This window comes from Pseudomonas fluorescens, assembly GCF_000967965.1.
Lineage (GTDB): Bacteria > Pseudomonadota > Gammaproteobacteria > Pseudomonadales > Pseudomonadaceae > Aquipseudomonas > Aquipseudomonas grandcourensis.
This window is the reverse complement of record NZ_LACC01000007.1, coordinates 18,637-41,399: the sequence shown is the minus strand read 5'-3', so window position 1 is coordinate 41,399 and position 22,763 is coordinate 18,637. Positions and strand designations below refer to the sequence as shown.

General features: G+C 55.4%; 21 protein-coding genes and 3 pseudogenes. 16 read left to right on the top strand and 8 right to left on the bottom strand.

Going from position 1 to position 22,763, the window contains the following annotated elements:
• Positions 1-5: 5 nt before the first annotated feature.
• The 4 genes from VC35_RS04795 to VC35_RS04780 all read left to right on the top strand — a co-directional run bounded on the left by VC35_RS04795 (position 6) and on the right by VC35_RS04780 (position 3,158).
• A complete protein-coding gene (locus VC35_RS04795; RefSeq protein WP_046038121.1) occupies positions 6-917 on the top strand; it encodes a copper resistance protein B in 912 nt (303 codons plus the stop codon).
• A 52-nt stretch (positions 918-969) separates the two neighbouring features.
• Complete coding sequence (copC, locus tag VC35_RS04790) at positions 970-1,353, top strand: copper homeostasis periplasmic binding protein CopC (protein WP_046038119.1); 384 nt, start codon at positions 970-972, stop codon at positions 1,351-1,353.
• Positions 1,354-1,356: 3 nt separating this feature from the next.
• A complete protein-coding gene (copD, locus tag VC35_RS04785; RefSeq protein ID WP_046038117.1) occupies positions 1,357-2,280 on the top strand; it encodes a copper homeostasis membrane protein CopD in 924 nt (307 codons plus the stop codon).
• A 116-nt stretch (positions 2,281-2,396) separates the two neighbouring features.
• Positions 2,397-3,158, top strand: a complete 762-nt coding sequence (locus tag VC35_RS04780; protein ID WP_404942344.1) for a transporter substrate-binding domain-containing protein — start codon at positions 2,397-2,399, stop codon at positions 3,156-3,158.
• 67 nt (positions 3,159-3,225) lie between these two features.
• Here VC35_RS04780 and VC35_RS04775 read toward each other — a convergent pair whose 3' ends face one another.
• Both VC35_RS04775 and VC35_RS29890 read right to left on the bottom strand, forming a co-directional pair.
• Complete coding sequence (locus tag VC35_RS04775) at positions 3,226-3,444, bottom strand: hypothetical protein (RefSeq protein ID WP_046038115.1); 219 nt, start codon at positions 3,442-3,444, stop codon at positions 3,226-3,228.
• A 107-nt stretch (positions 3,445-3,551) separates the two neighbouring features.
• Positions 3,552-3,671: pseudogene (locus tag VC35_RS29890) on the bottom strand (DUF6124 family protein); the annotation flags it as partial.
• 424 nt (positions 3,672-4,095) lie between these two features.
• Here VC35_RS29890 and VC35_RS04770 point away from each other — a divergent pair.
• The 8 genes from VC35_RS04770 to VC35_RS04735 all read left to right on the top strand — a co-directional run bounded on the left by VC35_RS04770 (position 4,096) and on the right by VC35_RS04735 (position 12,149).
• Positions 4,096-5,046 carry a glycosyltransferase family 2 protein gene (locus VC35_RS04770; protein WP_185754737.1) on the top strand — a complete coding sequence of 317 codons (951 nt, stop codon included), beginning with the start codon at positions 4,096-4,098 and terminating at the stop codon, positions 5,044-5,046.
• 2 nt (positions 5,047-5,048) lie between these two features.
• Positions 5,049-5,945 (top strand): DapH/DapD/GlmU-related protein, encoded by an 897-nt coding sequence (locus VC35_RS04765; protein ID WP_046038113.1) that lies wholly within the window; start codon positions 5,049-5,051, stop codon positions 5,943-5,945.
• Positions 5,945-6,571 (top strand): hypothetical protein, encoded by a 627-nt coding sequence (locus VC35_RS04760; protein WP_046038112.1) that lies wholly within the window; start codon positions 5,945-5,947, stop codon positions 6,569-6,571. Before VC35_RS04765 ends, VC35_RS04760 begins: the two co-directional genes overlap by 1 nt.
• A gap of 294 nt (positions 6,572-6,865) precedes the next feature.
• Entirely contained in the window at positions 6,866-7,102 is a 237-nt protein-coding gene (locus VC35_RS04755) for an acyl carrier protein (protein ID WP_052960539.1), read from the top strand.
• A 133-nt stretch (positions 7,103-7,235) separates the two neighbouring features.
• On the top strand, positions 7,236-8,198 hold the full coding sequence (locus VC35_RS04750; protein WP_046038110.1) for a lysylphosphatidylglycerol synthase transmembrane domain-containing protein: 963 nt from the start codon (positions 7,236-7,238) through the stop codon (positions 8,196-8,198).
• 17 nt (positions 8,199-8,215) lie between these two features.
• Entirely contained in the window at positions 8,216-8,968 is a 753-nt protein-coding gene (locus VC35_RS04745) for a class I SAM-dependent methyltransferase (RefSeq protein ID WP_046038109.1), read from the top strand.
• Positions 8,969-8,982: 14 nt separating this feature from the next.
• On the top strand, positions 8,983-10,122 hold the full coding sequence (gene rffA / locus VC35_RS04740) for a dTDP-4-amino-4,6-dideoxygalactose transaminase (RefSeq protein WP_080925257.1): 1,140 nt from the start codon (positions 8,983-8,985) through the stop codon (positions 10,120-10,122).
• Between the two features lie 383 nt (positions 10,123-10,505).
• Entirely contained in the window at positions 10,506-12,149 is a 1,644-nt protein-coding gene (locus tag VC35_RS04735) for a hypothetical protein (protein WP_046038107.1), read from the top strand.
• 316 nt (positions 12,150-12,465) lie between these two features.
• Here the strand turns inward: VC35_RS04735 and VC35_RS29445 are convergent.
• Together VC35_RS29445 and VC35_RS04730 are read right to left on the bottom strand one after the other, a co-directional pair.
• Positions 12,466-12,672: pseudogene (locus tag VC35_RS29445) on the bottom strand (transposase); the annotation flags it as partial.
• Positions 12,666-12,893: pseudogene (locus VC35_RS04730) on the bottom strand (site-specific integrase); the annotation flags it as partial. The pseudogenes VC35_RS04730 and VC35_RS29445, both read right to left, overlap by 7 nt.
• A 107-nt stretch (positions 12,894-13,000) precedes the next feature.
• On the opposite strand from VC35_RS04730, the gene dusA reads away from it, so the two are divergent.
• Positions 13,001-14,005 (top strand): tRNA dihydrouridine(20/20a) synthase DusA, encoded by a 1,005-nt coding sequence (dusA, locus tag VC35_RS04725; protein WP_080925261.1) that lies wholly within the window; start codon positions 13,001-13,003, stop codon positions 14,003-14,005.
• Positions 14,006-14,060: 55 nt separating this feature from the next.
• Here dusA and VC35_RS04720 read toward each other — a convergent pair whose 3' ends face one another.
• Entirely contained in the window at positions 14,061-14,894 is an 834-nt protein-coding gene (locus VC35_RS04720) for an undecaprenyl-diphosphate phosphatase (protein ID WP_046038104.1), read from the bottom strand.
• 558 nt (positions 14,895-15,452) lie between these two features.
• On the opposite strand from VC35_RS04720, the gene VC35_RS04715 reads away from it, so the two are divergent.
• The 3 genes from VC35_RS04715 to VC35_RS04705 all read left to right on the top strand — a co-directional run bounded on the left by VC35_RS04715 (position 15,453) and on the right by VC35_RS04705 (position 18,934).
• On the top strand, positions 15,453-16,217 hold the full coding sequence (locus VC35_RS04715) for a winged helix-turn-helix domain-containing protein (protein ID WP_046038102.1): 765 nt from the start codon (positions 15,453-15,455) through the stop codon (positions 16,215-16,217).
• A 270-nt stretch (positions 16,218-16,487) separates the two neighbouring features.
• A complete protein-coding gene (locus VC35_RS04710; protein ID WP_046038100.1) occupies positions 16,488-17,147 on the top strand; it encodes a winged helix-turn-helix domain-containing protein in 660 nt (219 codons plus the stop codon).
• A gap of 392 nt (positions 17,148-17,539) precedes the next feature.
• Entirely contained in the window at positions 17,540-18,934 is a 1,395-nt protein-coding gene (locus VC35_RS04705) for an undecaprenyl-phosphate glucose phosphotransferase (RefSeq protein WP_046038098.1), read from the top strand.
• Between the two features lie 329 nt (positions 18,935-19,263).
• Here the strand turns inward: VC35_RS04705 and VC35_RS04700 are convergent, their stop codons facing one another.
• From VC35_RS04700 to VC35_RS04690, 3 genes are read right to left on the bottom strand one after another with little or no spacing between them, the layout of a single operon-like run.
• Positions 19,264-21,342, bottom strand: coding sequence for a YjbH domain-containing protein (locus VC35_RS04700; RefSeq protein ID WP_046038096.1), 2,079 nt, complete (start codon positions 21,340-21,342; stop codon positions 19,264-19,266).
• Complete coding sequence (locus tag VC35_RS04695; RefSeq protein ID WP_046038095.1) at positions 21,339-22,100, bottom strand: capsule biosynthesis GfcC family protein; 762 nt, start codon at positions 22,098-22,100, stop codon at positions 21,339-21,341. The genes VC35_RS04700 and VC35_RS04695 overlap by 4 nt, the downstream gene beginning before the upstream one ends.
• Entirely contained in the window at positions 22,097-22,762 is a 666-nt protein-coding gene (locus VC35_RS04690) for a YjbF family lipoprotein (RefSeq protein ID WP_080925255.1), read from the bottom strand. Before VC35_RS04690 ends, VC35_RS04695 begins: the two co-directional genes overlap by 4 nt.
• Position 22,763: the final 1 nt, after the last annotated feature.

Below are 22,763 nucleotides of genomic sequence, written 5' to 3'. Positions count from 1 at the left end.
ACCCCATGATTCGATTCACCCCGTTTTTTTTCGCACTCGCGACCTCGACGGCGATGGCCGCCAGCGATGACATGCAAGGAATGGATCACAGCCAGATGGACCACGGCCAAATGCAAGGCATGGTCGAAGGTCAGATGCAAGGCATGGTCGAAGGTCAGATGCAAGGCATGGACGACGGCCAGATGCAGCCCGCCGCCCCCAGCGAAAGCCGTACGCCGATCCCGGTGCCGACCGATGCCGATCGCGCTGCGGTGTATGCCGATCCCGCCGGTCACCACGTACATGACAGCACGCTCAATTCATTCTTCCTCGCCGACAAACTGGAGTGGCAGGACGCCGATGACGGCAGCACCCTGGCCTGGGATTTGTCCGGTTGGGTCGGCGGTGACATCGATCGCCTGTGGCTGCGCTCCGAAGGCGAGCGCACCAACGGCGTGACCGAGGACGCGGAAATCCAGGCCCTGTGGGGCCACGCCATTTCCCCGTGGTGGGACGTCGTCAGCGGCGTGCGCCAGGACTTCAAACCCGGCACCCCGCAAACCTGGGCCGCGTTCGGCGTGCAGGGCATGGCGCTGTACAACTTCGAAGCCGAAGCCACGGCCTTCATCGGCGAAGGCGGCCAGAGCGCCGTGCGGCTGGAGGGCGACTACGACATCCTGCTGACCAATCGGCTGATCCTGCAGCCGACCGTCGAACTCAATGCCTACGGCAAAAACGATCCGCAACGGGGTATCGGCGCCGGGCTGTCCAACACCGAGGCTGGTTTGCGCCTGCGCTACGAAATCCGCCGGGAGTTCGCGCCCTACCTCGGCGTGACCTGGAACCGCACCTACGGCAACACCGCCGACTACGCCGACGATGAAGGCGAGGACCGCAGCGAAACCCGCCTCGTGCTCGGTATTCGGATGTGGTTCTGAACAGATTCATCTCAAACCAACAACAACCGCCTCGAGCGGTAAAGGACCTTGCATGCGCATCATCAAACCCACCGCCGTCGCAATCGCGTTGCTCAGCGGCCTGCTTGTTAGCACCCTCGCTCAAGCACACCCCAAACTGCTCGCCTCCACCCCAGCGGAAGGCGCAGAAGGTACGCCACCCGACAAGATCGAACTGCACTTTTCCGAAAACCTCGTCACCCAGTTTTCCGGCGCCAAACTGCTGATGACCGAAATGGCCGGCATGGCCCATGCCCCGATGCCGGTCAAGGCCAAAGTCAGCGGCGGCAGTGACCCGAAGAGCATGTTCATCACCCCGACAACACCCCTGACTGCCGGCACCTACAAGGTCGAATGGCGCGCGGTGTCCTCGGACACCCACCCGATTACCGGTAACGTTACCTTCAAAGTGAAATGATCGATGAGCGACTCGGCCAACGTCGTGCTGCGGTTTGTGTTGTATGTGGATTTGATGCTGTTGTTTGGCGTGGCGCTGTTCGGGCTCTACAGCTTCAAGGGACAGGAACGGTTATCCGGGACGGTGCTGCCCTTTCGCCGATTGTTGACGGCAACAGCCGGACTCGGCGCCCTGCTGTCCGTCGCCGGCATGGTGCTGATGGTCCGCGCCATGAGCGGCGAATCAGACGTTACCGAGTTGCGCCCTCACCTCGAAATGATGCTGTTCGAGACAGATGTCGGGTTGGCCTGGGCCGTGCGGATGATTGCATTTGCGGTCGCGGGATTGGCGTTGATGCTCAACCCACGCGCACCCGGTATCAGCCTGGTGATCGCCTCCGTTGCAGGCGGCATCACCCTCGCCAGTTTGGCCTGGAGCGGGCATGGCGCCATGGACGAAGGCAGTCGCCGTTTCTGGCACTTTACTGCGGACATCCTGCACCTGTTGGCGGCCGGCGCCTGGCTCGGCGCGTTGCTGGCGTTTGCCTTGATGGCGCAACCCAGGGCCCTGCAAACCGAAGCACAGATACGGTTGCTGGCTCGCGCAGTCATGCGATTTGAGCTTGTCGGTGCGCTGGTCGTTGTGATCATCACCGTGACCGGCGTGGTGAACTACCTGTTCATCGTCGGGCCCAAACTCGATGAGGTTTTACTCAGCCACTACGGAATTCTGCTGGCGATCAAAGTGCTGCTGTTTGCCGGGATGCTGGTGTTGGCGGCGTTGAACCGCTTTCATCTTGGCCCCTTGCTGGAGCGGTCGTTGCGGGAGGGCCAATATCGCGTGGCGGCCCATGCACTTCGGCGTAGTGTGGTGGTGGAAATGGCCGCGGCGGTATTGATTGTGGGGTTGGTGGCGTGGTTGGGGACGTTGAGCCCGGAAGTGGAATGAGCAATCTTCAAGGGGCGTTGATTTTTCACACCAGTGAAAGTTTCACTACACTCTCTGCTTCAAAACCACTCCAGCACAAAAGCCCGACAACAATGACGAAAATCAAAAGAGCAATGATGCTCGGCGGCTTGCTCGCACTCTCCCTTGGGGCCCAGGCAGAACCTTCGCATCTGGACAGCGTCATGCAACAGGGACAACTGCGCGTCTGCACCACCGGCGACTACAAGCCCTACACCCTCAAAGCCGAGGACGGCGAATATTCCGGCATCGACATCGCCATGGCCCGCGCCCTGGCCGACAGCCTTGGCGTCAAGGTCGAGTGGGTGCCCACCACCTGGAAAACCCTGATGCCCGACATGCTCGCCGGCAAGTGCGACATCGCCATGGGCGGCATCTCGGTCACCCTGGAACGGCAGAAAAAAGCCTTCTTCAGCAGTATCCTCGACGTCGACGGCAAAATCCCCCTGGTGCGCTGCGAAGAACAGGCGCGGTACCAGACCGTCGAACAGATCAACCAACCCTCGGTTCGCCTGGTCGAACCCGCCGGCGGCACCAACGAAGCGTTCGTCCACGCCTACCTGCCCAAGGCCCAATTGCAACTGCACGACAACGTGAGCATCTTTCAGGAACTGCTGGATAAAAAAGCCGACGTGATGATCACCGACGCATCGGAGGCGCTGTACCAGCAGAAGCTCAAACCGGGCCTGTGCGCGGTCAACCCCACGCACTACATGCAATACGGCGAAAAAGCCTACCTGCTGCCCCGCGACGACATCACCTGGAAGCTGTACGTCGATCAATGGCTGCACCTGGCCAAGGCGACAGGCAACTACCAGAAGATTCTGCGCCAGTGGCTGGCGGTGCCTGACGCCAAGTAACGGATCGTTTTTTCGCACAAAAAAGGGCGCCCCCAAAGGAGCGCCCTTCTTCATTGCGGAGCGCGTATCAGTCGTCGTGCAGCAAACCTGAACCGTATTCGCCAAAGCTATTGCCGAGCGCGCTGCCGTGGAAATTCATTTTGTCGGGGTTGCTGGTAGGCCCCGGGCCGAAGCCGGCAGGTTGCACGGAGTCGACCGAATAATCGCTGTGGGTGTTCACACCCGAACAGGCGTTCAACAACAAAGCACCGGCCATCAGCGAGACTTTGACGAGGTTTGCGATCATTTTTTGATTCCTGTGGGTTGAGGCGCGGGGGGACATGACCTTTGGCGGACATCCTATTCCTCGGTTGTGCCTGACAACATGAAACTTTAGGGGGTGACAGCGTTGGTTCAGAAACCGTGCGCACCTGGCGATCTCTCACACCCACTGCCTTGTGGATCGACATTGTCCAATGCTCGATTCACCAACAACTCTTCCACCACCGCCAGTTGCTGAATCGACAGCGCCAGACCAGACATGAAAAAACGCCTGCTTAAATTTTTTCAGGGGGGGTAATCAGACCACTACACCCCCGAACAGATTGAAAACGAGAGGCAAAGTTTCCAGCACCGTGACACCTTTCCCCCCATAGCTTAAAATCCGCGGCTTCAACCGACCAATCAACATGCTTCGTTCGGTGCCCTGTCCACAGTTGTCCGACGCCTGGCTGCTGGTAGAGCCTGATGGTCCACCTTGCATGAGCAGTAATGTTGTTCATGTGTTCGGTGACCGGCTCCCTGAGGATTACCAATCGGATGGCATATAGCATACCCTCCCCCCCTCTGCGCGCGATGCCAAGTAGCAAACAACAACTCTACGAGCCTGCAAAATCCAGGCAGGACCCGTTAGCAGCATGCGTCATCGCACAACCGAATGATCAGGATGAGGCTCAAGGTGATTAATAAAACCGTCTCAGTAAGCTTGGTGGTACCCGTTTATAAAAGCGCAAGTACGCTCCCGCAATTTTACGAGCGTGCGCGCGCAACTCTTGATCAGATTTGCGACGACTGGGAGATTATTCTTGTCGATGACGCGAGCCCGGACCAGACGTGGCTTGCCGCTCTGGCACTTCACGAACAAGACCGCAGAGTCAAAGTCGTTCGCTTCGCGAAGAACAAGGGACAACAACACGCTACGCTGTGCGGCATCGGCTATGCCGGCAAACGCTATGTCGTGACAATCGACGATGACCTGCAGTGCTTCCCCGAAGACCTCCCACTGTTTATTGATCAACTTCAAGCTGGCAAGCATGTCGTCATCGGTAAGATCCCAATGGCTGAAAAACAACACAGCGCCTGGCGCAACATGGCTTCGCGCATCAACCAGAAACTGGTTAGCAAGGTCATGGGCAAACCGACCGGTTTCAGCCTCTCGAGCTACAGGGCCATGAGTCAACAGGTGGCAAGACAGCTCGTCAGATATCAGGGTTCACACCCACATATCGCCGCGATGCTTTTTAATTCGGTGCCCGTCAGCATGATGGCGAACGTGAGTATTCGCCACGCGCCACGCGCCGATGGCGGCCCGAGCACTTACACCCTTGGCAAGATGTTCAAAACGCTTTCGTTCCTTATCGTCAATTACTCCCTGTTGCCACTTCGCTACGTGTCGATCTGGGGCTTTCTGGTCAGTGCGTCGAGCATTTTTTTCGCTATGTATGTTCTGCTGCGCACCCTCCTGACCGATCATGTAGTGCCAGGCTGGGCGTCGCTGGCGATCCTGCTGTCATTCCTCGCCGGTAACATCCTTCTGGCCCTGGGTGTGCAAGGCGAGTACCTCGGACGACTGGTCGAAAATGCAACCCACCTTAGTCAATTCCCCATTATTGAAGAGCATGTGGAGTAATGATGACATCCGCTTACCGCGTCGTGGATTATTTCCCTGCTGAACACATTTTGAACGATGGGGTCTTTGCACACCTCGACGAAATCGATGCGCAAACACCAGGCGCACTGGTCTACTGTCAGAACTTGCACTATTTGCAAAAAGCCCTGGCCTCACCCAACGTCGCGTGTGTCCTGTGCCCCGAAAGTTTAAAAAATGAAGAATTAGCGTCTGAAAAATCAATTGTATTCTGTGCCGACCCACGCACCTCTTTTTTCCACCTCTACAACCGGTTGGGTGAAGATGCAAAGTACGCAACGGCGCAAACACCGACCATCGGCGAAAATTGCACGCTGCACCCCAGCGCGGTTATCTCGCCACGGGCCACACTGGGTAACAATGTCGAAATTTCAGCAAATGTGGTGATCGAAGGCCCTGTCGAGATCGGGGACAATGTCTACATCGGTTCAAATGCAGTGGTAGGCGCCGAGGGCTTGATCACGCTACGCAACGACAACGGCACGCTGATGGTGGTCAAACATCAGGGCGGTGTACGCATTGAATCGGGTTGCCAGATACTTGCCGGCGCTGTAATCGCCAGGTCCTTGTTCCAGCAGCCGACAACCATCAGAGAAAATTGCCAGATCGGCATCATGACCAATGTTGGTCATGGCGCCGTGATTGGCAAGAACTCGGTAATTTCTGGCAACACCGTTGTTGCAGGACGCACACGCCTGGGGGCCGGAGCATGGGTTGGCGCCTCTTGCTCCATCGCACAGGGCCTTGTGATTGGCGACGCGGTACAAATAAAAATGGGCTCGGTTGTCATCAGCGACATCGCGCCAAACAGCGTCGTTTCTGGAAACTTCGCAATCAATCACAGGGCTAACATGACAGCCCACCTAAGGAAACAAAAGTGATGCACTTCACCGAGCTATCACTGGGATTCAAAGGCGAACGAACCTACATACAAGGGTCCGACATGCTCAATGCCACGATGCAGGCCATCACTCGCCACGCACCGCACGCACGGATCGAAAAGCTGGACTTCAGAATCAGTAGAATGACCAACCACCTACTCACCTGTCACTGGTGGCCTAGATCAACCCCTCGATCATTGCCGGGTGAGGCTGTCGCTACCTTCACCTTTCAACTCGATGGTATTGATCATGAAGGCAAATTGATCCAAGCCGAAGGTTGCGCCGATACACGATGTGCTTACGACGAGTCGCTGGTTGAAAAACAATGTGTTTTCACACCCGCCCATCGGTCAGTGAGCCTGACGACCATGCCAGATGACTTCTCTCCGATCGAAGTGCTGGTATCCATGAACAAGGCACTGCATCTCAAGGAATTGAGCATACCCAGTGGCAGCCAGTGGGTTTTCTGTCGCTGGGAAAGCCCGAAGTGGCCGCCGTGTTCTGACTTGAGCGGGGTAGGGCTGACACTTGAGCAGACGCTGGGCACTCGATTGACCCGTAGTCGCATTGAGCTCAATGCAGAACATATCGGCATGCTCTACTTCAGCGCCCTCAAAGTCGAGTAGCCTACCGCTGCACACGAACCTTGCAGTAAGGCGAGGTGCCGGTTCAGCGAGGTTTATGGCTCGACGATCAACACTACACGCCTCTCTCGACAGCTGCTAATGTGCTACATCTTTTTGAAGCAGGCAACAGAGCAGCCCCCCTCTGTTGCATGGAGTGTGGCAACATGACCACCGCTCAGCTCAGTAGCCTGCAGACAACCTCGTCAACTGCCAGCAATGCCACCAAGCTTCCCTCCCGCAGTACAAACGTACCGGCCGGGGTAACTTCAACACCTATACGATGAATTACTAACCATGCCCCAGACAAAAGAACAACTTATCAACATCATTTCCCAGGCTGATGTTGTAGCAGATGCCTCAACGCTACGCGACAATATTAGCCTGAGCGACCAGGGTGTTGACTCTCTCGGCATGTTCAATATCATTCTGTCTATCCAGGATCACTACGTCATCGAGATACCTGACGAGGATATTGAAGACCTTAAAACCATCAATGACCTGGCCGCTTACATAAAATCAAAACTGCAATAACCGACATCCCTTGTCATGTAGGGGAGGCAGACAATATGTTCACTCTCCCTCATGCCGTTCTCGACCGTGACAGGGTTCGCCAACCTATTATCTACAAAGCGTTAGCCTCACCCTCCTACGTTGAGCACCCTGCATGCCTTTAACGTTTTTGAAATTGTTGATCGCGTTTTTTATCTGTGCATTTCTCATACACACATTTGACCTTAAACTAACGGCATTAATCAGCGACATTACAGCATGGCACTACCTTGCGCTGGCTGCTATTATCCCAATCACTTTGAGTTCTTTTTTTTCTGCCAACCGCTGGCAAGTGTTCCTGCGGCTCAATTCGATTGACGAAGCGTTAACAAACCTCTGGAAAATAAATCTGATCTCTCAATTTCAAGGTTTGATTTTACCCTCAACACAGGGAGCGGATGCCTTTCGTATGCTTCACATCGAACGACGCCACCCGAAAAAGCGGGGTACCGCAGGCAGTACGGTAATTATTGAGCGCATGATTGGACTATTGGTGTTATGTACCTTTACCCTTTTTGCCTTGCCCTTCTTACCTGCATCAGACAACTACACGCTGCTCATCATGACCGTCGGTGCCGTTAGCAGCATAGCCGTAGTGACCCAAATTATATTGACCAGCAAAAAAATCCATGCACTTTATAGCCACCGCACCGTCAAAAACTCGTTACTTGCTCTATTGCTGATGTATATTCAAAAGCTTCATGCCAGCACGATAAACTTCCCCTACCGGCAGGCGCTCACGTCATCCCTGCTTTTTATCTGCTGCTATCAAATATCCCTGATATCGGTAGTGTATTTGGTATTTCGTGCCTATGGCTATGACATCCCCTTCATTCAGCACTTTGCTCTCTATCCAGTCATCGCCATCCTGACCATGGTTCCAATAACAGTGGGCGGACTTGGGGTACGCGAAGGTTTTTTTGTTTATTTTTATGGTCTACTAGACGTACCAGCCAATATAGCTGTAGGCGCCTCCCTGGCAAACTACATTCTAATGGCCCTGATCCCTGCCACTTGCGGTGGCTTTATTTACTTGTGGGATACTATTCGGGAAAATCGCCAGAAGGACAGAAACTAAAACAGAGAGCCAGATTGATGCCCCCAGATCGCACCCCGCTCCCCAAGTCCGCCTTTGAGGTGCTTGCCCTGGCAGAGGCACGCCACTGGTGGTTTCGCGCCCGTAACCGCGTGATCATTTGGGTGCTGAAATCTCGCATCGGCAAAATCCGGAATTTCCTGGAGATTGGTTGTGGTACCGGCTTTGTGCTGGAAGGGACTCACCAGGAATTTCCCGAAACGACACTCTCCGGCACCGAGTTTTTCGAAGAAGGCCAGATGCACGCACGTCGACGCGTGCCCGGCGCAAGCTTTGAAAAGCTGGACGCGCGCGCCATGAACGATGCAGAGCGATTTGATGTAATTGGCGCTTTTGATGTCATCGAACATATCAATGAAGATGAACAGGTACTGGCGAACCTTTCCCGTGCACTGCATAAGGATGGTCATCTATTGCTGACCGTTCCCCAGCACCGGTGGCTGTGGTCCGCGGCGGATGAACGCGCCTGTCATGTGCGCCGCTACACTCGACGCGAGCTTGTCGACAAGGTTGGCCGCGCCGGCCTTGAGGTTCAATACGTCACATCCTTTGTCACCCTGCTCGTCTCCTTGATGTGGCTGGCACGACAGCGCCCCGGTCAAAAAAATGCGCAAGTAAACAGCGAGTTCGATATTTCTGACCGGACCAATCGGCTCCTTGAATTCGTTATGAAGATAGAGTTTGACCTTTTGAAGGTAGGTATCACCTTTCCTCTCGGCGGCTCACTCTTGCTGTTAGCCAAAAAACAATAATCTGGAGACCTACAGTGAGCGACGTTAAAATCCCCTTCAATCGCCCTTTCATGACGGGAAAGGAACTTTACTATATTGCAGAAGCAAAGTTCGTTAATAAGCTTGCTGGTGACGGCCCCTTCACTCGACGTTGCCATCAGTGGCTTGAACAGTACACCGCCAGCGAAAAGGCACTGTTGACGCACTCTTGTACTGCTGCTCTGGAAATGTCAGCCCTATTGCTGAATATTGAACCTGGGGATGAGATCATCATGCCCTCTTACACCTTCGTCTCCACTGCCAACGCTTTTGTATTGCGCGGTGGAGTACCGGTGTTTGTCGATATCAGAAAAGACACACTGAATCTGGACGAACGCTTGATTGAGGCTGCGATTACACCTCGCACCAAGGCAATCGTTCCGGTTCACTACGCTGGCGTCGCATGCGAAATGGACACGATTATGGAGATCGCCCGCCGGCACGGTCTCCGCGTGGTTGAGGATGCTGCGCAGGGGGTCATGGCCTCCTATAAAGGAAGAGCCTTGGGCAGTATTGGTGATCTGGGCGCATATAGCTTCCATGAAACCAAGAACGTGATATCCGGCGAAGGGGGTGCGCTATTGGTTAACGACCCGACACTGTCATTACGCGCCGAGGTTATTCGGGAGAAAGGTACGGACCGCAGCCGTTTCTTCAGAGGTGAAGTGGACAAGTACACTTGGCAGGAAGTCGGTTCTTCCTACCTGCCAGGTGAATTGACCGCCGCTTTTCTTTGGGCCCAGCTGGAAGAGGCACAGTCGATTACACAAAATCGCCTGGACAGCTGGAACCACTATCACCAAGCGCTCGAAGGGCTTGAATCGACAGGCGCAGTACGCCGCCCGATCATTCCGGCAGATTGCACACACAATGCACACATGTACTATGTCTTGCTTGCTCCCGGCATCGATCGCCAACGCACGCTAGATAAACTTAAACACGACAATATCCACCCGGTGTTCCATTACGTACCGCTGCATTCCTCACCGGCAGGACTGCGCTACGGCCGACAACATGGCGCGATGACAAATACAGACACCCTGTCGGAGTGCTTGATTCGCTTGCCACTGTGGATGGGGCTGACAACGGAACAACAGGCAGGTATCGTCGACTCGCTACAGCGCGCCGTATCCTGAAGAGGAACACGCAGCGTGCAATTGCTGATCTGCACACTGCGTAGCTGCACCCATGACATTGGACGCACGGTATATCCTTACCAGTAGATAAATGAACTAACCGCTCAGCACACTAGTGGCCTGACCTCTACTTTTGGCGAGTACTAAAAATGGAGGATTACCGGGCGAACTGGCGTAACGAAGTGATTTTATAGGCTCGCTTCAGGTAGTCAGAGCGCATTTCAGCACACCTGAGGGCTTACCCGGAGTTTCCAGAGAGCTTTCAGGTTCGATGGATACAATGCAGGTTCAATGCTGGGATTGGGCTATCATTGGCGCCGATTAATAAGCCTTTACTGACGAAGATAGAATAATCGATTTTTAAATCGACTGGGTATTGAAGAATGAGAGATGTTTTAACAAATAAAATTCCAATAATTGTTCTGGCATTGTTCTTTGCTGTATTACTGAGCGGGGTATTTCTTCCGGTTTACTCCGATGAAGTCATGACAAAATTCAGGGTTGCGCGGCTATTTCTGGAGGACGGAAATGCGGTCACCCTTTATCCACAATGCACAACAACTGCAGGGCGGACAGTTTCATGGGTATTTTATCCGGCCGGTATATTACTGTCGGCGATCTATGCCCACCTGGGTCCTTTTGGCTTGAGAGTGAGCGGGATTTCTTTATCGCTGATCTGGTTTGCCTTGCTCGCGTATTGGTGCTTGGCGCAGGCGCGTGATGTTGGAGGGGCTCTTCAGCGTTTCGCTGGATTGGTGGCGGTGGCTTCACTGGGTGTCCTACCCTATCTGTGGGCCTTGTCGCGTCCTGAACAACTTCTGATGCTGCCGATCCTGGTGCTTTGTTTGTTGGCACTCTTCTTCAAGGAGCAGAAGCCTGCGCGCGCGCAGGTGGCGATGACTGTTGGGTTGGCATTGTTGCTGACATTATTTTTCTATGCTCACCCCAAGAGCATGTTCTATGCGCCATTCGCGCTAGCGGCCGTGTGGTTCGCGACGGCAACGTACCACAAAGCGATTCGCTATGGCTTGTGGCTGTTCGTCGTGGTTCTGTGCATTCAGAACTTTCACTATTTCAGCGCGCTGGCGGGCTGTCAGGATGCGCCGAACATTCAAAAAATGCTGGCGTTCAACACATTGTTACCGGGTATGCTGTTCTCTGCACCGGCTGAGTTTGTCAGCGCCGCATACAACAACTTAATAAGCTTTCCTGACCGGTTGTTGATACATCTGACCTTTAATGAAACTTTTCAATCGGGCTGGCTGCCTCCTATGGTCGGTAGCTTTGAAGCGTTGCCGTACCTCAATCTTGCCATTTATTACTCTCTGTACACGTTTATTATCGGAATCCACATTGTAAGTATCGCGGTATTTCTGTTGCAATTGGTTCGCCGCCAAGTGTCTGCGTCTGTCGTGCTGGCGCTGTTGTTGGTCGGCGCAGATTTAATCAATGCGTTTTTTTACAACATCCAGAATTTTTATGCGGCTAATCAATTCATGCCTGTGTCGATCATCATCGCAGCCCTGTTGATGCACTCCCGGCGCGCAGTGAAGCGGAGTAACACACCCACACTATTAGCCTATTCACTGTTAATGCTGCTTTCCATGGCGTCGATGGTGACACTGTTAACCCTCGTGACCCCTGGTATCACACGCAACTCCTCCTTCGCGCAATCGAGTTTGCCCGGGCAGCCGCTTTCGATTCCGGTGCTGGGGTCTCAGCTTCACTTGGATTCAATCAGTAAGCTGGGGGTGTCATGTGGTATTCCTGCGGAGTCGGCAGAAAATGTCGTAGTGGACCACATGACATATTTTGCCTTTTTGCGCGACAAGAAACCGATCCATGTGCTCTATGTGTCTGAGACCGGTTACGGTGGCGACTTGAGTAACGGCAGACTGCTGCCATTTCTCAAAGGATTGAATAGCCCAGGCCTGATTACGCGCTGCGAATGGGTGCCGTATGATTTCCGGCAGGTGCAGGAGAAGGACGACATGGGCTACTGCTGTGTCAATTTCGGTAAAATCTGACTAGCGTTACCGGCATTAGCGCCCTCGGCCCCCGGAAACGGGACGCCGAGGGGTTTCGATGCATCAGGCAATCGCGCGACCAGCGTTCCGGCGTTCATGGACGCCCCCCCCTGCTGGTCAACGCCTCAATCGATTACACGCATTCCAACTGCCTGGTCCGGCGCGAACGGTGCCGACCACGGCCTTTCCTGTCTTTCCCCCACTAAGTAATTGCCTGTGCAATCAGTGGTGTGATCTACGTCGATGAAACCTCGACGACTCGTCCATGCAGGCGTGAAAGACGCCGGCAATCCGGTTGGTACTCGCTTTTGTGGGGGGAGCGGGAGCCATGAATCATCAAGGTTCGTAGGTACGCGCCTTCTCGTTTGTTCATTCCTAACAACGTCGGCTTTCCACCGCCGGAGTGCTGCCTAGGCACGAGGCCTAACCAGGCAGCCAATTACCGTCCTTTGTTAAAGTCCCTCGCATCGCCGATCGAGGCGATTAACGCATTAGCGGTTAGCAAGCCAATACCCGGTAGCGCTCGATCATTTCCTTGACCGTCACGCCCATGCGATTGGCCTTGGCAATTGCACCAGGTTCGACCAGCTCGGTTTCGCGCCGCTTGAGCCTGGCTTGGGTTGTGGTCTTGCAATCGAAGGTCTGGCTTTCCTGATAAACTGTCACACCCATTTGCATGATGCGGATCAGTGCTGTGTACGCTGCAGAGCCATCCTTGCGCTTGCGAACGGTGATTGACTCCATGGATTTTGCTACACGAGTGGTTTGCGTTGCTACATTGCAGCAAGGCTCTCTCAATATTAAGCAAAAACCGTAGTAAACCGCAGCAAATGAGAAGTCGCGAAATGCCGATGAAACCCACAGAAAACCTAGCCTATCCAGCCGATTCGGTATCCAGGAGGTTTTCTGTTGCACCCATGATGGATTGGACCGACCGCCACTGCCGCTTCTTCCTGCGCCTATTGTCGAAAAACGCCTTGCTCTACACCGAAATGGTCACCACCGGTGCCCTGCTCAACGGCGATCACGAGCGTTTCCTGCGACACAACGAAGCCGAGCACCCGCTCGCCCTGCAGCTCGGCGGCAGTGTCCCGCTGGACCTGGCCGCGTGTGCGCGCATGGCGCAGGAGCATGGTTACGACGAGGTGAACCTGAATGTCGGCTGCCCGAGTGATCGGGTGCAGAACAATATGATCGGCGCGTGCCTGATGGGGCATCCGCAGTTGGTGGCCGATTGTGTGAAGGCGATGCGTGATGCGGTGTCGATTCCGGTGACGGTCAAGCACCGTATCGGGATCAACGGGCGGGACAGTTACGAGGAGCTGTGTGATTTCGTCGGCACGGTGCGGGATGCCGGGTGCACCAGTTTTACCGTGCACGCGCGGATTGCGATTCTGGAGGGGTTGTCGCCGAAGGAGAACCGTGACATCCCGCCCCTGCGTTATGACGTGGCGGCGCGGTTGAAGGCGGATTTTCCCGAGCTGGAGATTATCCTCAACGGCGGAATCAAGACGCTGGAGGCCTGCCACGAGCATTTGCAGACGTTCGACGGTGTGATGTTGGGCCGCGAGGCGTATCACAACCCTTACGTGATGGCCGAGGTGGACCAGCAGCTGTTCGGCAGCACGGCGCCGGTGATCACCCGTGCCGAAGCACTGGCGCAGTTGCGGCCGTATATCGCTGCACACATCGACGCTGGCGGTTCGATGCACCACATCACTCGCCATGTGCTTGGGCTGGGCACCGGGTTCCCGGGGGCGCGCAAGTTTCGGCAGTTGTTGTCGGTGGATATCCACAAGGCCAAGGAGCCCTTGGCCTTGCTGGATCAAGCTGCCGGGTTGCTTGAAGGGCGTTAATGCCCGGTTGTTCTCGCCTTTTCAGCCAGGCGGCTTGACCCGCCTGGCGCACCTGTCAGCTGGCGGCCGCCGCCGTCCAGTTCACCCAACCGAATGCCCAGGTTGCCAGGATCAACAATCCGAAAACGATCCGGTACCACGCGAAGGCGGCATAGCTGTGGTTCGCAATGAACTTGAGCAAGCCGCGTACGGCGATCATGGCGAAAAAGAACGCTGTGACGAAGCCCAGGGCGAAAACCGGCAGGTCGCTGGTCTGGAACAGCTCCCGGTACTTGTAGCCTGAATACACCGCGGCACCGACCATGGTGGGCATCGCCAGGAAGAACGAGTACTCGGTGGCGGCCTTGCGCGACAGGCCAAACAGCAGGCCGCCGATAATGGTCGATCCGGAGCGGGAAGTGCCCGGGATCATCGCCAGGCATTGCGCGAAACCCACCTTCAGCGCATCCGACCAGCGCATGTCGTCGACATGGTCGACGTGCACCACGTGGTCTCTCTGCTCCGCCCACAACATGACAATGCCGCCCACGACCAATGCGACTGCCACGGTGATCGGGTTGAACAGGTAGTGATGAATCTGGTCGGCGAACAAGACACCCAGAACGACGGCCGGAAGAAAACCGATCAGCAAGTTCAGTGTGAAACGTTGTGCATTGCGCTGGGTCGGCAGTCCTTTGACTATCTCTGAAATCTTGCGGCGAAACTCCCAGACAACGGCAAGAATTGCGCCCAGCTGAATAATGATATTGAACGCCATGGCGCGTTCACCGCCAAAGTCCAGCAAGTCCGCAACAATAATCTGGTGGCCCGTACTGGAGATGGGCAAAAACTCAGTCAGGCCCTCTACCGCGCCCAGGATAAACACTTTGAAAAGGGTCCAGAAATCCATTAATCCTCCGTCAGACCGTTCCTTGGGAACGATCCGTCAACTGCACTCAGATATTGAGTAGCTCAAGCAAAACAATCGAGACATCCACACCCACTACCTGATGTAGCGAGGGAGAATATGTCTTATCAAAAGACACACTCAAGCCATGTTAATAATCGTCCGCGTACGAACACCTCGGGAAAATATTTAGCTATTTAGTAGAAAAAAGTCTCGCCACTGAATAAAGTGTGATCGCTCTCACACTATTTGTGTTTCTTAGTGGATTCAGCATCTTGGCTTGAATGGTGGCACGCAGCAGGCCAAACAGTGGCAAAAGGACATAAAAAACAAATCGCCATCGTTTCAAAATAGTGGCACAATTCCATATTGCCACCATCTAACGACGCTATCCCACTAGTTTAGCCCGCCGAGAAAATCAACTAAAAGCTTGAAAAGCTTAACTATTGTTAAAAAACTCGGGAGCCACGTCTAAAAATCGCGTAAATGTTACCAATTGTCAGTCACAGATGAGAACCGGTGCTTTAACATCCCGATGTCAGCACCTATTCGAGTCAATGCATGATGCTTACAGGGAACTTAGCGACTAGAAGCCAGCGCCAGACAAACGATGAACCCGGAGTTCTCACTCTGGGTCGTACCCGTGGCGTGGCTGAACATTTTAGAGCGCTAGTCGCAAGGCATGTGCGGACCGATATGGCACTAGATGCCAACTCCTACACTAGTTCATTCAAGAAGAATGAACGCTCTGGTTCGTATCGCGCCATCTTCATCATCATCGACAGCCCCCAGGCCCTCGAGGAAAGCCTCGCACTAGTGGAAAACCTGCGCACCGGCAACTTGAAACCCATCATTTGCGCGGTCATCACGGGCCGAGGCACCTACAACAAGATCAAGTACTATCTTGCGGGGGCCGACTACTGCATCAAGTTCAATACCCTTTCCGATGAAAGCTCTGAGTTGCTCGCCGAGTTCTTCAGCAGTGAAGAATGGCAAAGAGATATCAATTTGATATTGGACCCCACCCGTATTTGTCTACTGGGTACCAGCAAGAAGCTGGACATCTCCTTTGCAGAAATGAAGATCCTGGAAGCCTTTGCGCAAACCAGTAACCACATACTAAGTCACGATGAAATCGCCAACATCATGGGACTCAACACCAACTTTTATGACCCCAGGGCATTGGAAAAATCGATCAGTCGCCTTCGTGGAAAAATCAAGGACATGTATGGCACAAACGCCATCCAGAGCATCCGGGGGCATGGTTACCGGTTGATGAGGGGGCTGATCTCAACCCCCCGACACACAGACGGGATGGCGCGTTAGTATTAGTTCATCAGGCGACTTCCTCAACGACACAAAGGTCTCGGCCTCATCGTTTTTTTGTATTTCATACCAAAGGCACTTATCGATTTCATGACCGTGGCAACATTGGACCATAACAAGAAAAGTTTATTCTATAGCTGTAGATCGAGTGGAACCTATCGAGGGCCAAATTTGGGCCCAGACCCTGCCTTTCGATTACTTCCGAGGGAGTCATTACTCCCCTGCCGATCATCTTTTAGCCAAATTTGGTGTGTACTTCAGGAGAGAGACATGGAAACTAGTACAACCCTCCCAAGAAAATACTTTGTCGTCGTGACCCACAGCACTACGTCGCAGCGTGAACTTGAGACCATCCTGTCCAGTAAGCGCTTCAACTCGTTTGGCACCTCCCAGGCACAAATGTTTATTGAAGGTGTTGCTTCACCCTCTTCCGCTCCTGTGCTGATGGAGTTCAGCTACCCAAGCGTTTCAAGGAAAAACGTCGCGCGTAGTATCGAACATGATACACAGCGACTATTGGCCACCCTGGAATCCGAATGGCTGGCAGCGCAATCGGCGAATCCATTCCACTGCATGCCGGCAACAGCCGGGGCAGCCAATGATATTACGCGAACAATCGACGGCGACACTCCTTACAGCGAAGCCTGGCAACTCGACAAGGATCAAAGCGCATTGGTAAAAGAGGGCATCGAGATCAGCCTGACCGGATTGGAAGCCGCGCTGGTAAAGAAAATGCTGCACCATGAAGAGCGTGTCGTAAGTCGAGACGAACTGATCCTCAGCATCGGCAGGGAGCCGGAACAATATCGCGGCCTGGAAATGTGCCTGAGTCGACTGCAAGAAAAATTCAAAAGTGCCAGTAACGGTGAGCGACTGTTCCGTGCAGTAAGAAATCGCGGCTATTGCCTGATCCAGGAAGTCGTGGCGTAAACACCTCCACCTTTAGCGAATAAAACAAACAGAAACAGTGCGATTACAACAATAAAAATAGCACTCTGTTTGGTTTCAACCTCTGCGCTAGTCAGACCCCCCTCATCCCCACCCCTCCTACAATACCAAATACCACTCTAATTGCTCACCCTCTTCCATTCGACCTTTTCTAACGCTCGACCCTTTCTAAAGTTTTAATAGTTGGCACTTTGCCATCTTGTTAGAACTCGTCAGACAGCATCCCCACCAATAACTTAGTCTATTGACTGACGACAGTTCGGCATATCGACGCTGTTACCTCAGGACACTCGCTCCAAAAACAATAACAAGTCTACTTAACAACTCGGATTTCAACTGTCGAAACCTGAATGGACGTCTTTTGGGGATATTGTATGGATCTTACTCTTAGTATCAATCGAAACACCGGCCTCAAGGGACTTACCTTTTGGGGGCAATGGGCGCTGGCACAGGGCTTTGTAGTTTCTCTGTTGTTCATACTGGCTGAACGGCACACCGGAACGGTCGAGTTCTATTACCGAATGTGCGCAACGCTCGCGGTACTGGCCTCGGTTCCGGCTTATACGTTCAGCGGCGTGTACCGCAAAAGAGACAATTATCTGTCAGGGCTGGGACGCCTGTTCATGGGCTGGTCCATGACGATGGCCGCGCTGGCCTGCATCGCGTTTATCTGCAAGGCCGATGAGCTGTTTTCCCGGCAAGTCATCCTGGGTTGGGCGGTGTACGGTTTCCTCGGCCAGGCGTTGCTGTATGCGCCGCTGCATGCGTTCTCGAAGTTCTACCAGCGGTCACGTAAAAGCGAGCATAAAACCCTGATCGTCGGCACCGGTGAACTGGCGCTGGGATTGGCGAACAAGCTGAGCGACCTCGAAAACCTGCCGTTGGTGGGCCTGGTCAGCAACGGTGCCCTTCCTGCCCTGGAGCCAGGCGCACCGCGCATCCTCGGCGCCCAGGAGGACCTGCTGGAACTGATCAAGACCCATGACATCCGTCGTTTGTACATCACGCTGCCCCTGTCGGAAGCGGCAAAAATCGAAGCCATGTACGTCGATTTGCTCGATGCCAACGTTGACGTGGTCTGGGTGCCGGACTTGAACAGCCTGACGCTGCTCAATCACTCGGTGAAAGTCGTGGACGGCCTGCCAGCGATCTACCTGAACGAAAGTCCGCTGACCAGCCGGCCCACTGCCGCGCTGAGTAAAAGCCTGGTGGAAAAAAGCGTGGCCCTGCTGGCCATTATCCTGCTGAGCCCGGTGCTGCTGGTCATTGCCCTGGCCGTAAAGCTCAACTCGCCTGGCCCTGTGTTCTTCAAGCAGGACCGCCATGGCTGGAACGGCAAGATTATTCAGGTCTGGAAGTTCCGATCCATGCGCGTGCACGATGACCATGAGGTCAAGCAGGCCAGCCGTAACGACTCGCGCATCACCGCCGTCGGACGCTTCATCCGTCGCACTTCGCTGGACGAGTTGCCGCAACTGTTCAACGTGCTGCAAGGACACATGGCGCTGGTCGGCCCGCGCCCTCACGCCATCGCGCACAACAACTACTACTCCGGGAAAATTCTCGCCTACATGGCGCGCCATCGAATCAAACCGGGCATCACTGGCCTGGCGCAGATCAACGGTTGCCGTGGCGAGACCGACACCATCGACAAGATGCAGAAGCGTGTCGAGATAGACCTCAAGTACATCAACAACTGGTCGTTGTGGCTGGACCTGAAGATTCTGGTGAAGACGCCGTTCACCTTGTTGTCGAAGGACATCTACTGATGGTTTAACGCTGCACAAGGCAACACCGCAAGGGGACGCAAGTCCCCTTTTTTGTGGCTGTGATTCGGGACTGTCCGGATTTCTGGATCACCAAAAGACCACTGTAGGAGTGAGCCTGCTCGCGAAAGCGTTGGGTCAGTCAACATCAAAGCTGGATGTAATGACGCCATCGCGAGCAAGCTCGCTCCCACAGGAGTCGGGTGTGTAGCCAGATTTCTGAGTCACCAAAAGCCCCCTGTGGGAGCGTGGCTTGCCCGCGATGGCGGCGGGTCAGTCAACATCAATGCTGAATGTGCCGACGCCATCGCGAGCAGGCTCGCTCCTACAGGTTACTCGGTGATCTTCTCGAAGTTGCGGTAGAACATGTCGTCGTCGCGGCTGTCGGTCATGGAGTGCAACTGGTAGCTGCGATTGAGCCGTGCACCGCCGTCCCGGGTCAGTGGCGACCAGACGAGGTTGGCGCGGCGCATGGTCGACATGCTCATCAGTTCGTCGAACGGAACGGACAGGTAGATGCCTTTGTCGAAACTACCTTCGCCGTATTGAGGGCCGGTTGCGGTGGTGATTGTTGCCCACGCACCAAACCGTACGCCGTTGGAAAACTCCCGCGAGATATCCAGCGTGCCGCCCCAGTCACCTGCCAGGTAACGCCCGACGCTGATGGCTGCCAGCGTATCGTGGGGCAAGTCGGTGTAGCCGGTGATATGACCGGTCAACACAGAGTAATCACGCAAACCAAACCCCTGGTCGAACTCCCGCTGGCGCACGTAGTTCAGATCCGCGCCCACCGACCAGCGCTCGCCGGTCGGACGGAACAGCACCTCGCCCCCGACGCCGGCAAACATCGACTCCAGGTAGCCACCGTACACCATGCCATACAGGTCTTTGTCCAACTGCTCGGCATGGCTGACCTGGAACAACGGCATGGTGACATCGGACGTGGTCATGTACTGGCGCAAGTCCGTGCGCACGCGGGGCAAGCCGCTGGGTGCGTCATAGGTGAACTTGTCGAAGTTGTTGATCAGGTTGGCACTGAGCAAGCCACTCCACCAGGTGTTGCGGTTGAAGCGGTACTCGGCGTCTGCGTCGGCACTGAACTGATAGAGCAAGCCATCGGGGCCACCGACGTTCTGCTTGAAGCCCAGCCCCACGCCATAAGCGAATGGCTGCAGCGCTTCGGTGTAGAGGGCTTTCTCGTTGTGCGGCATCGCCGGATTGATTTCGGTGGTGCGGTGCAGCGTTTGCAGCGGCTCCTCGTTGTTGATCACTTCGCGGAAGGTTTGCCGAGGCACGCTGGTCTCTTCAAGCGGCAGGTCGTAGCGCTTGTTCACCACGGTGAACCAGTCGATATCGTCGTTGACGCTGTTATCCAGAATCCGGCTCGCCCGGCCAACGGCCTTGGCCGAATGGAAGTAACGCTGCTGCTCGCCATACACGATCAACTCGGAATCACGCTGGCTGATGCGCTCGACCTTGTACCCGGCATTTTGCTGCAGGCGTCGGGACACATCGGCCCAGTTGACCTGTTCCATCTCGGTGCTCGGCGCTTTCGCTGGCAACGGTTCAGCCGGCGGATCGAACGTCTTGGCCGGCGCCTTACGGCTGGCGAAGTTGGTATGGAAAGTGACGCCGAACATCGCCGTATTGCCACGCTCCCACGCAGCGCTGAGGTCGATCGAGTCGGTCAGCTTGAACACCGCACCGAGGTTGATCGGCGAGTCCTGCTTGATCTGGTTGTCCTTTGGCTCGTGCTTGTAATCGTTGCCTTCGTATTCGAGTTTCAGGCTGAGCCGATCCCAGGGCGTCTGATAGCTCACGCCGCCGAAAAAGGAAGGGCTCCCGCGAAAATAGGCCCCGGCGTTGACATCACCGGTGCCTTCGTTGGCCGGCCGGGTCTTGAAGCGATCACCGAGGTAGCCCAGCGGGTTTTCGAAGTCACCGCGGTTGCCCAGGTAGCCCCAGGCAATGCCGGCGCTGAAATCAAAATTGTCATAGCGCTTGTTGGCCACCACGAATTCACTGGAGAACAGGCCTGTACCGCCGATGTCCCGGAAGCCCAAGGCCACCTCGGGCGCCCAATGGGTTTCTTCCCACAGGCGGGCCTTGAGGTCGACCGCCTTGTCCTTATAGCTCTGGTTGCCGCTCAACGATTCGGGGCCGTAAGGGCGGTTGGTGATCGCGGTGTAGCGAAACGAGCCTTCCAGCCACTCAAGTGGCTGAAGTGAAACGCTGTAGCGACTATAAGGCTCGGTGCGGTTGGCATTCAGGCTCAACTCACCGGCCGGCGCCATGCGCGCCGTCGGCGTCTGCAACAAGCCCGCGCCACCGAAATCATTTTGGGTAATGCGTGGTTCTGCATGAGCCAGACCACAGGGCAATAACAATACGGCTGCAAAACGTAAATTCAACGAACCACCTCAGCCAACTGCGTGGCAACAAATTCGGCCAACTGCTGATTCAGTTCAGGGATAGGCGGATCAAGGTCATCGTTTTTGACCGGGACCAGAATCTTGCTGCCGGCGGCAGGTATCTGCCCGCTCTCGCGATTCCAGTGGGCAATGCCGACGCGCCGGGTGACGCCGTTGGGCTGGATCAACCACAGGTAATCGGCGTCCGCATCGACCAGCGGCGTGCAGCCCTGCAGGTATTCGCGGGCCTCTTGCAGTGGTTGATAGGGCAACCGGCACGACTCGGCGACAGCGCCTAGCACCTCGACTTCGTCGACCCGCAACGGGTAGATCAGGCGGTCGCCGTCGTCCAGGCGAATGTTGCGGGCAAACCCGACTTCCACGGCGACCGGGTCCAGAACAGCCACCTGGCGCCCGGTGACCGGCATGCGCCTGACTTGCTCGGCCAACCGCACCGCCAGGGCAGCCCGGCTCGGCCTGTCGAAAAGCACGGCCATGCGCTGCAACACGTCCAGATCGAACAGCACCCCGGCCTTGAGCTGGGTCTGTTGCTCGATCAGAGACTGACGCAGCAATACGCCCGCCAACCAGTAACTCTCGGCATTGGGCTGTGCCACGCTGATCACGTCCAGCAATCGCCCGCCCGCCGGCAACTCGACCGCCCCCGGATTGGCAACGTCACCGGTAACGGTGACCGCTGCATGGCTGATGCCGGTGATCAACAGCAGGCACGCCGATAGAGCCCTGACCCGCTTCACCGGGCATGCCTGCGGTCAGGAGTCAGTTGCACGATCTTGACCCGCAATTGCGAGGTCAGTTGCTGCTCACTCTGCACAATGAAACCGTCAACGGGATCGACCCAGTAACGATTGGTCGCACGCAGGCCGATGGCCGGCGCGTCAATCTGCTCATCGACACGTAGCACGGCATATTCCTTGTTGAGGATTTCCAGGGTTTCCATGGATTTGCGGGAGAAGCGACTGCTCAAGGTCACCCCGACTTCCTGGCCCTGGTAGAGATCGATCCAGCGCTGGCTGGTGTAGCCATCGGGCACTTGATGGAGGCCTTGCTTGAAGGGCTCGACGTCAGCAAGGCGGGTCCCGTCCAGATCGTCGCCCAGGCCCAGGCCGATGCTGCGCACCGCCAGGCCATCGCGCATGAGCAGAACCTGTTTGCCGGACGCGACCCAGAACTGCAGGTCGCCGCGCTCACGCACCAGCGCCAGCACACCGGAACCGGACGGTGTGGTCAGCTTGAGCTGGGGATAGCGCACATCCGCCACCTGGGCCGCCGTCACGTCCAGCTCATCTGGCCCCGCCACCGCCGATTTGAGGTTGGTCAACGAAGCGACCATCAGCGGGTTACAGCCACACAACATCAAGGCCGCTATCAAGCAGACGCCAACATTCAACGTTCTCACG

Excerpts from the sequence above, each read along its gene's own strand:
- VC35_RS04795 (WP_046038121.1), top strand. The coding sequence starts at position 6 with ATGATTCGATTCACCCCGTTTTTTTTCGCACTCGCGACCTCGACGGCG.
- copC (WP_046038119.1), top strand. The coding sequence starts at position 970 with ATGCGCATCATCAAACCCACCGCCGTCGCAATCGCGTTGCTCAGCGGC.
- copD (WP_046038117.1), top strand. The coding sequence starts at position 1,357 with ATGAGCGACTCGGCCAACGTCGTGCTGCGGTTTGTGTTGTATGTGGAT.
- VC35_RS04780 (WP_404942344.1), top strand. The coding sequence starts at position 2,397 with ATGCTCGGCGGCTTGCTCGCACTCTCCCTTGGGGCCCAGGCAGAACCT.
- VC35_RS04775 (WP_046038115.1), bottom strand. The coding sequence starts at position 3,444 with ATGATCGCAAACCTCGTCAAAGTCTCGCTGATGGCCGGTGCTTTGTTG.
- VC35_RS04765 (WP_046038113.1), top strand. The coding sequence starts at position 5,049 with ATGACATCCGCTTACCGCGTCGTGGATTATTTCCCTGCTGAACACATT.
- VC35_RS04760 (WP_046038112.1), top strand. The coding sequence starts at position 5,945 with ATGCACTTCACCGAGCTATCACTGGGATTCAAAGGCGAACGAACCTAC.
- VC35_RS04755 (WP_052960539.1), top strand. The coding sequence starts at position 6,866 with ATGCCCCAGACAAAAGAACAACTTATCAACATCATTTCCCAGGCTGAT.
- VC35_RS04750 (WP_046038110.1), top strand. The coding sequence starts at position 7,236 with ATGCCTTTAACGTTTTTGAAATTGTTGATCGCGTTTTTTATCTGTGCA.
- VC35_RS04745 (WP_046038109.1), top strand. The coding sequence starts at position 8,216 with ATGCCCCCAGATCGCACCCCGCTCCCCAAGTCCGCCTTTGAGGTGCTT.
- VC35_RS04735 (WP_046038107.1), top strand. The coding sequence starts at position 10,506 with ATGAGAGATGTTTTAACAAATAAAATTCCAATAATTGTTCTGGCATTG.
- dusA (WP_080925261.1), top strand. The coding sequence starts at position 13,001 with ATGAAACCCACAGAAAACCTAGCCTATCCAGCCGATTCGGTATCCAGG.
- VC35_RS04720 (WP_046038104.1), bottom strand. The coding sequence starts at position 14,894 with ATGGATTTCTGGACCCTTTTCAAAGTGTTTATCCTGGGCGCGGTAGAG.
- VC35_RS04715 (WP_046038102.1), top strand. The coding sequence starts at position 15,453 with ATGATGCTTACAGGGAACTTAGCGACTAGAAGCCAGCGCCAGACAAAC.
- VC35_RS04710 (WP_046038100.1), top strand. The coding sequence starts at position 16,488 with ATGGAAACTAGTACAACCCTCCCAAGAAAATACTTTGTCGTCGTGACC.
- VC35_RS04705 (WP_046038098.1), top strand. The coding sequence starts at position 17,540 with ATGGATCTTACTCTTAGTATCAATCGAAACACCGGCCTCAAGGGACTT.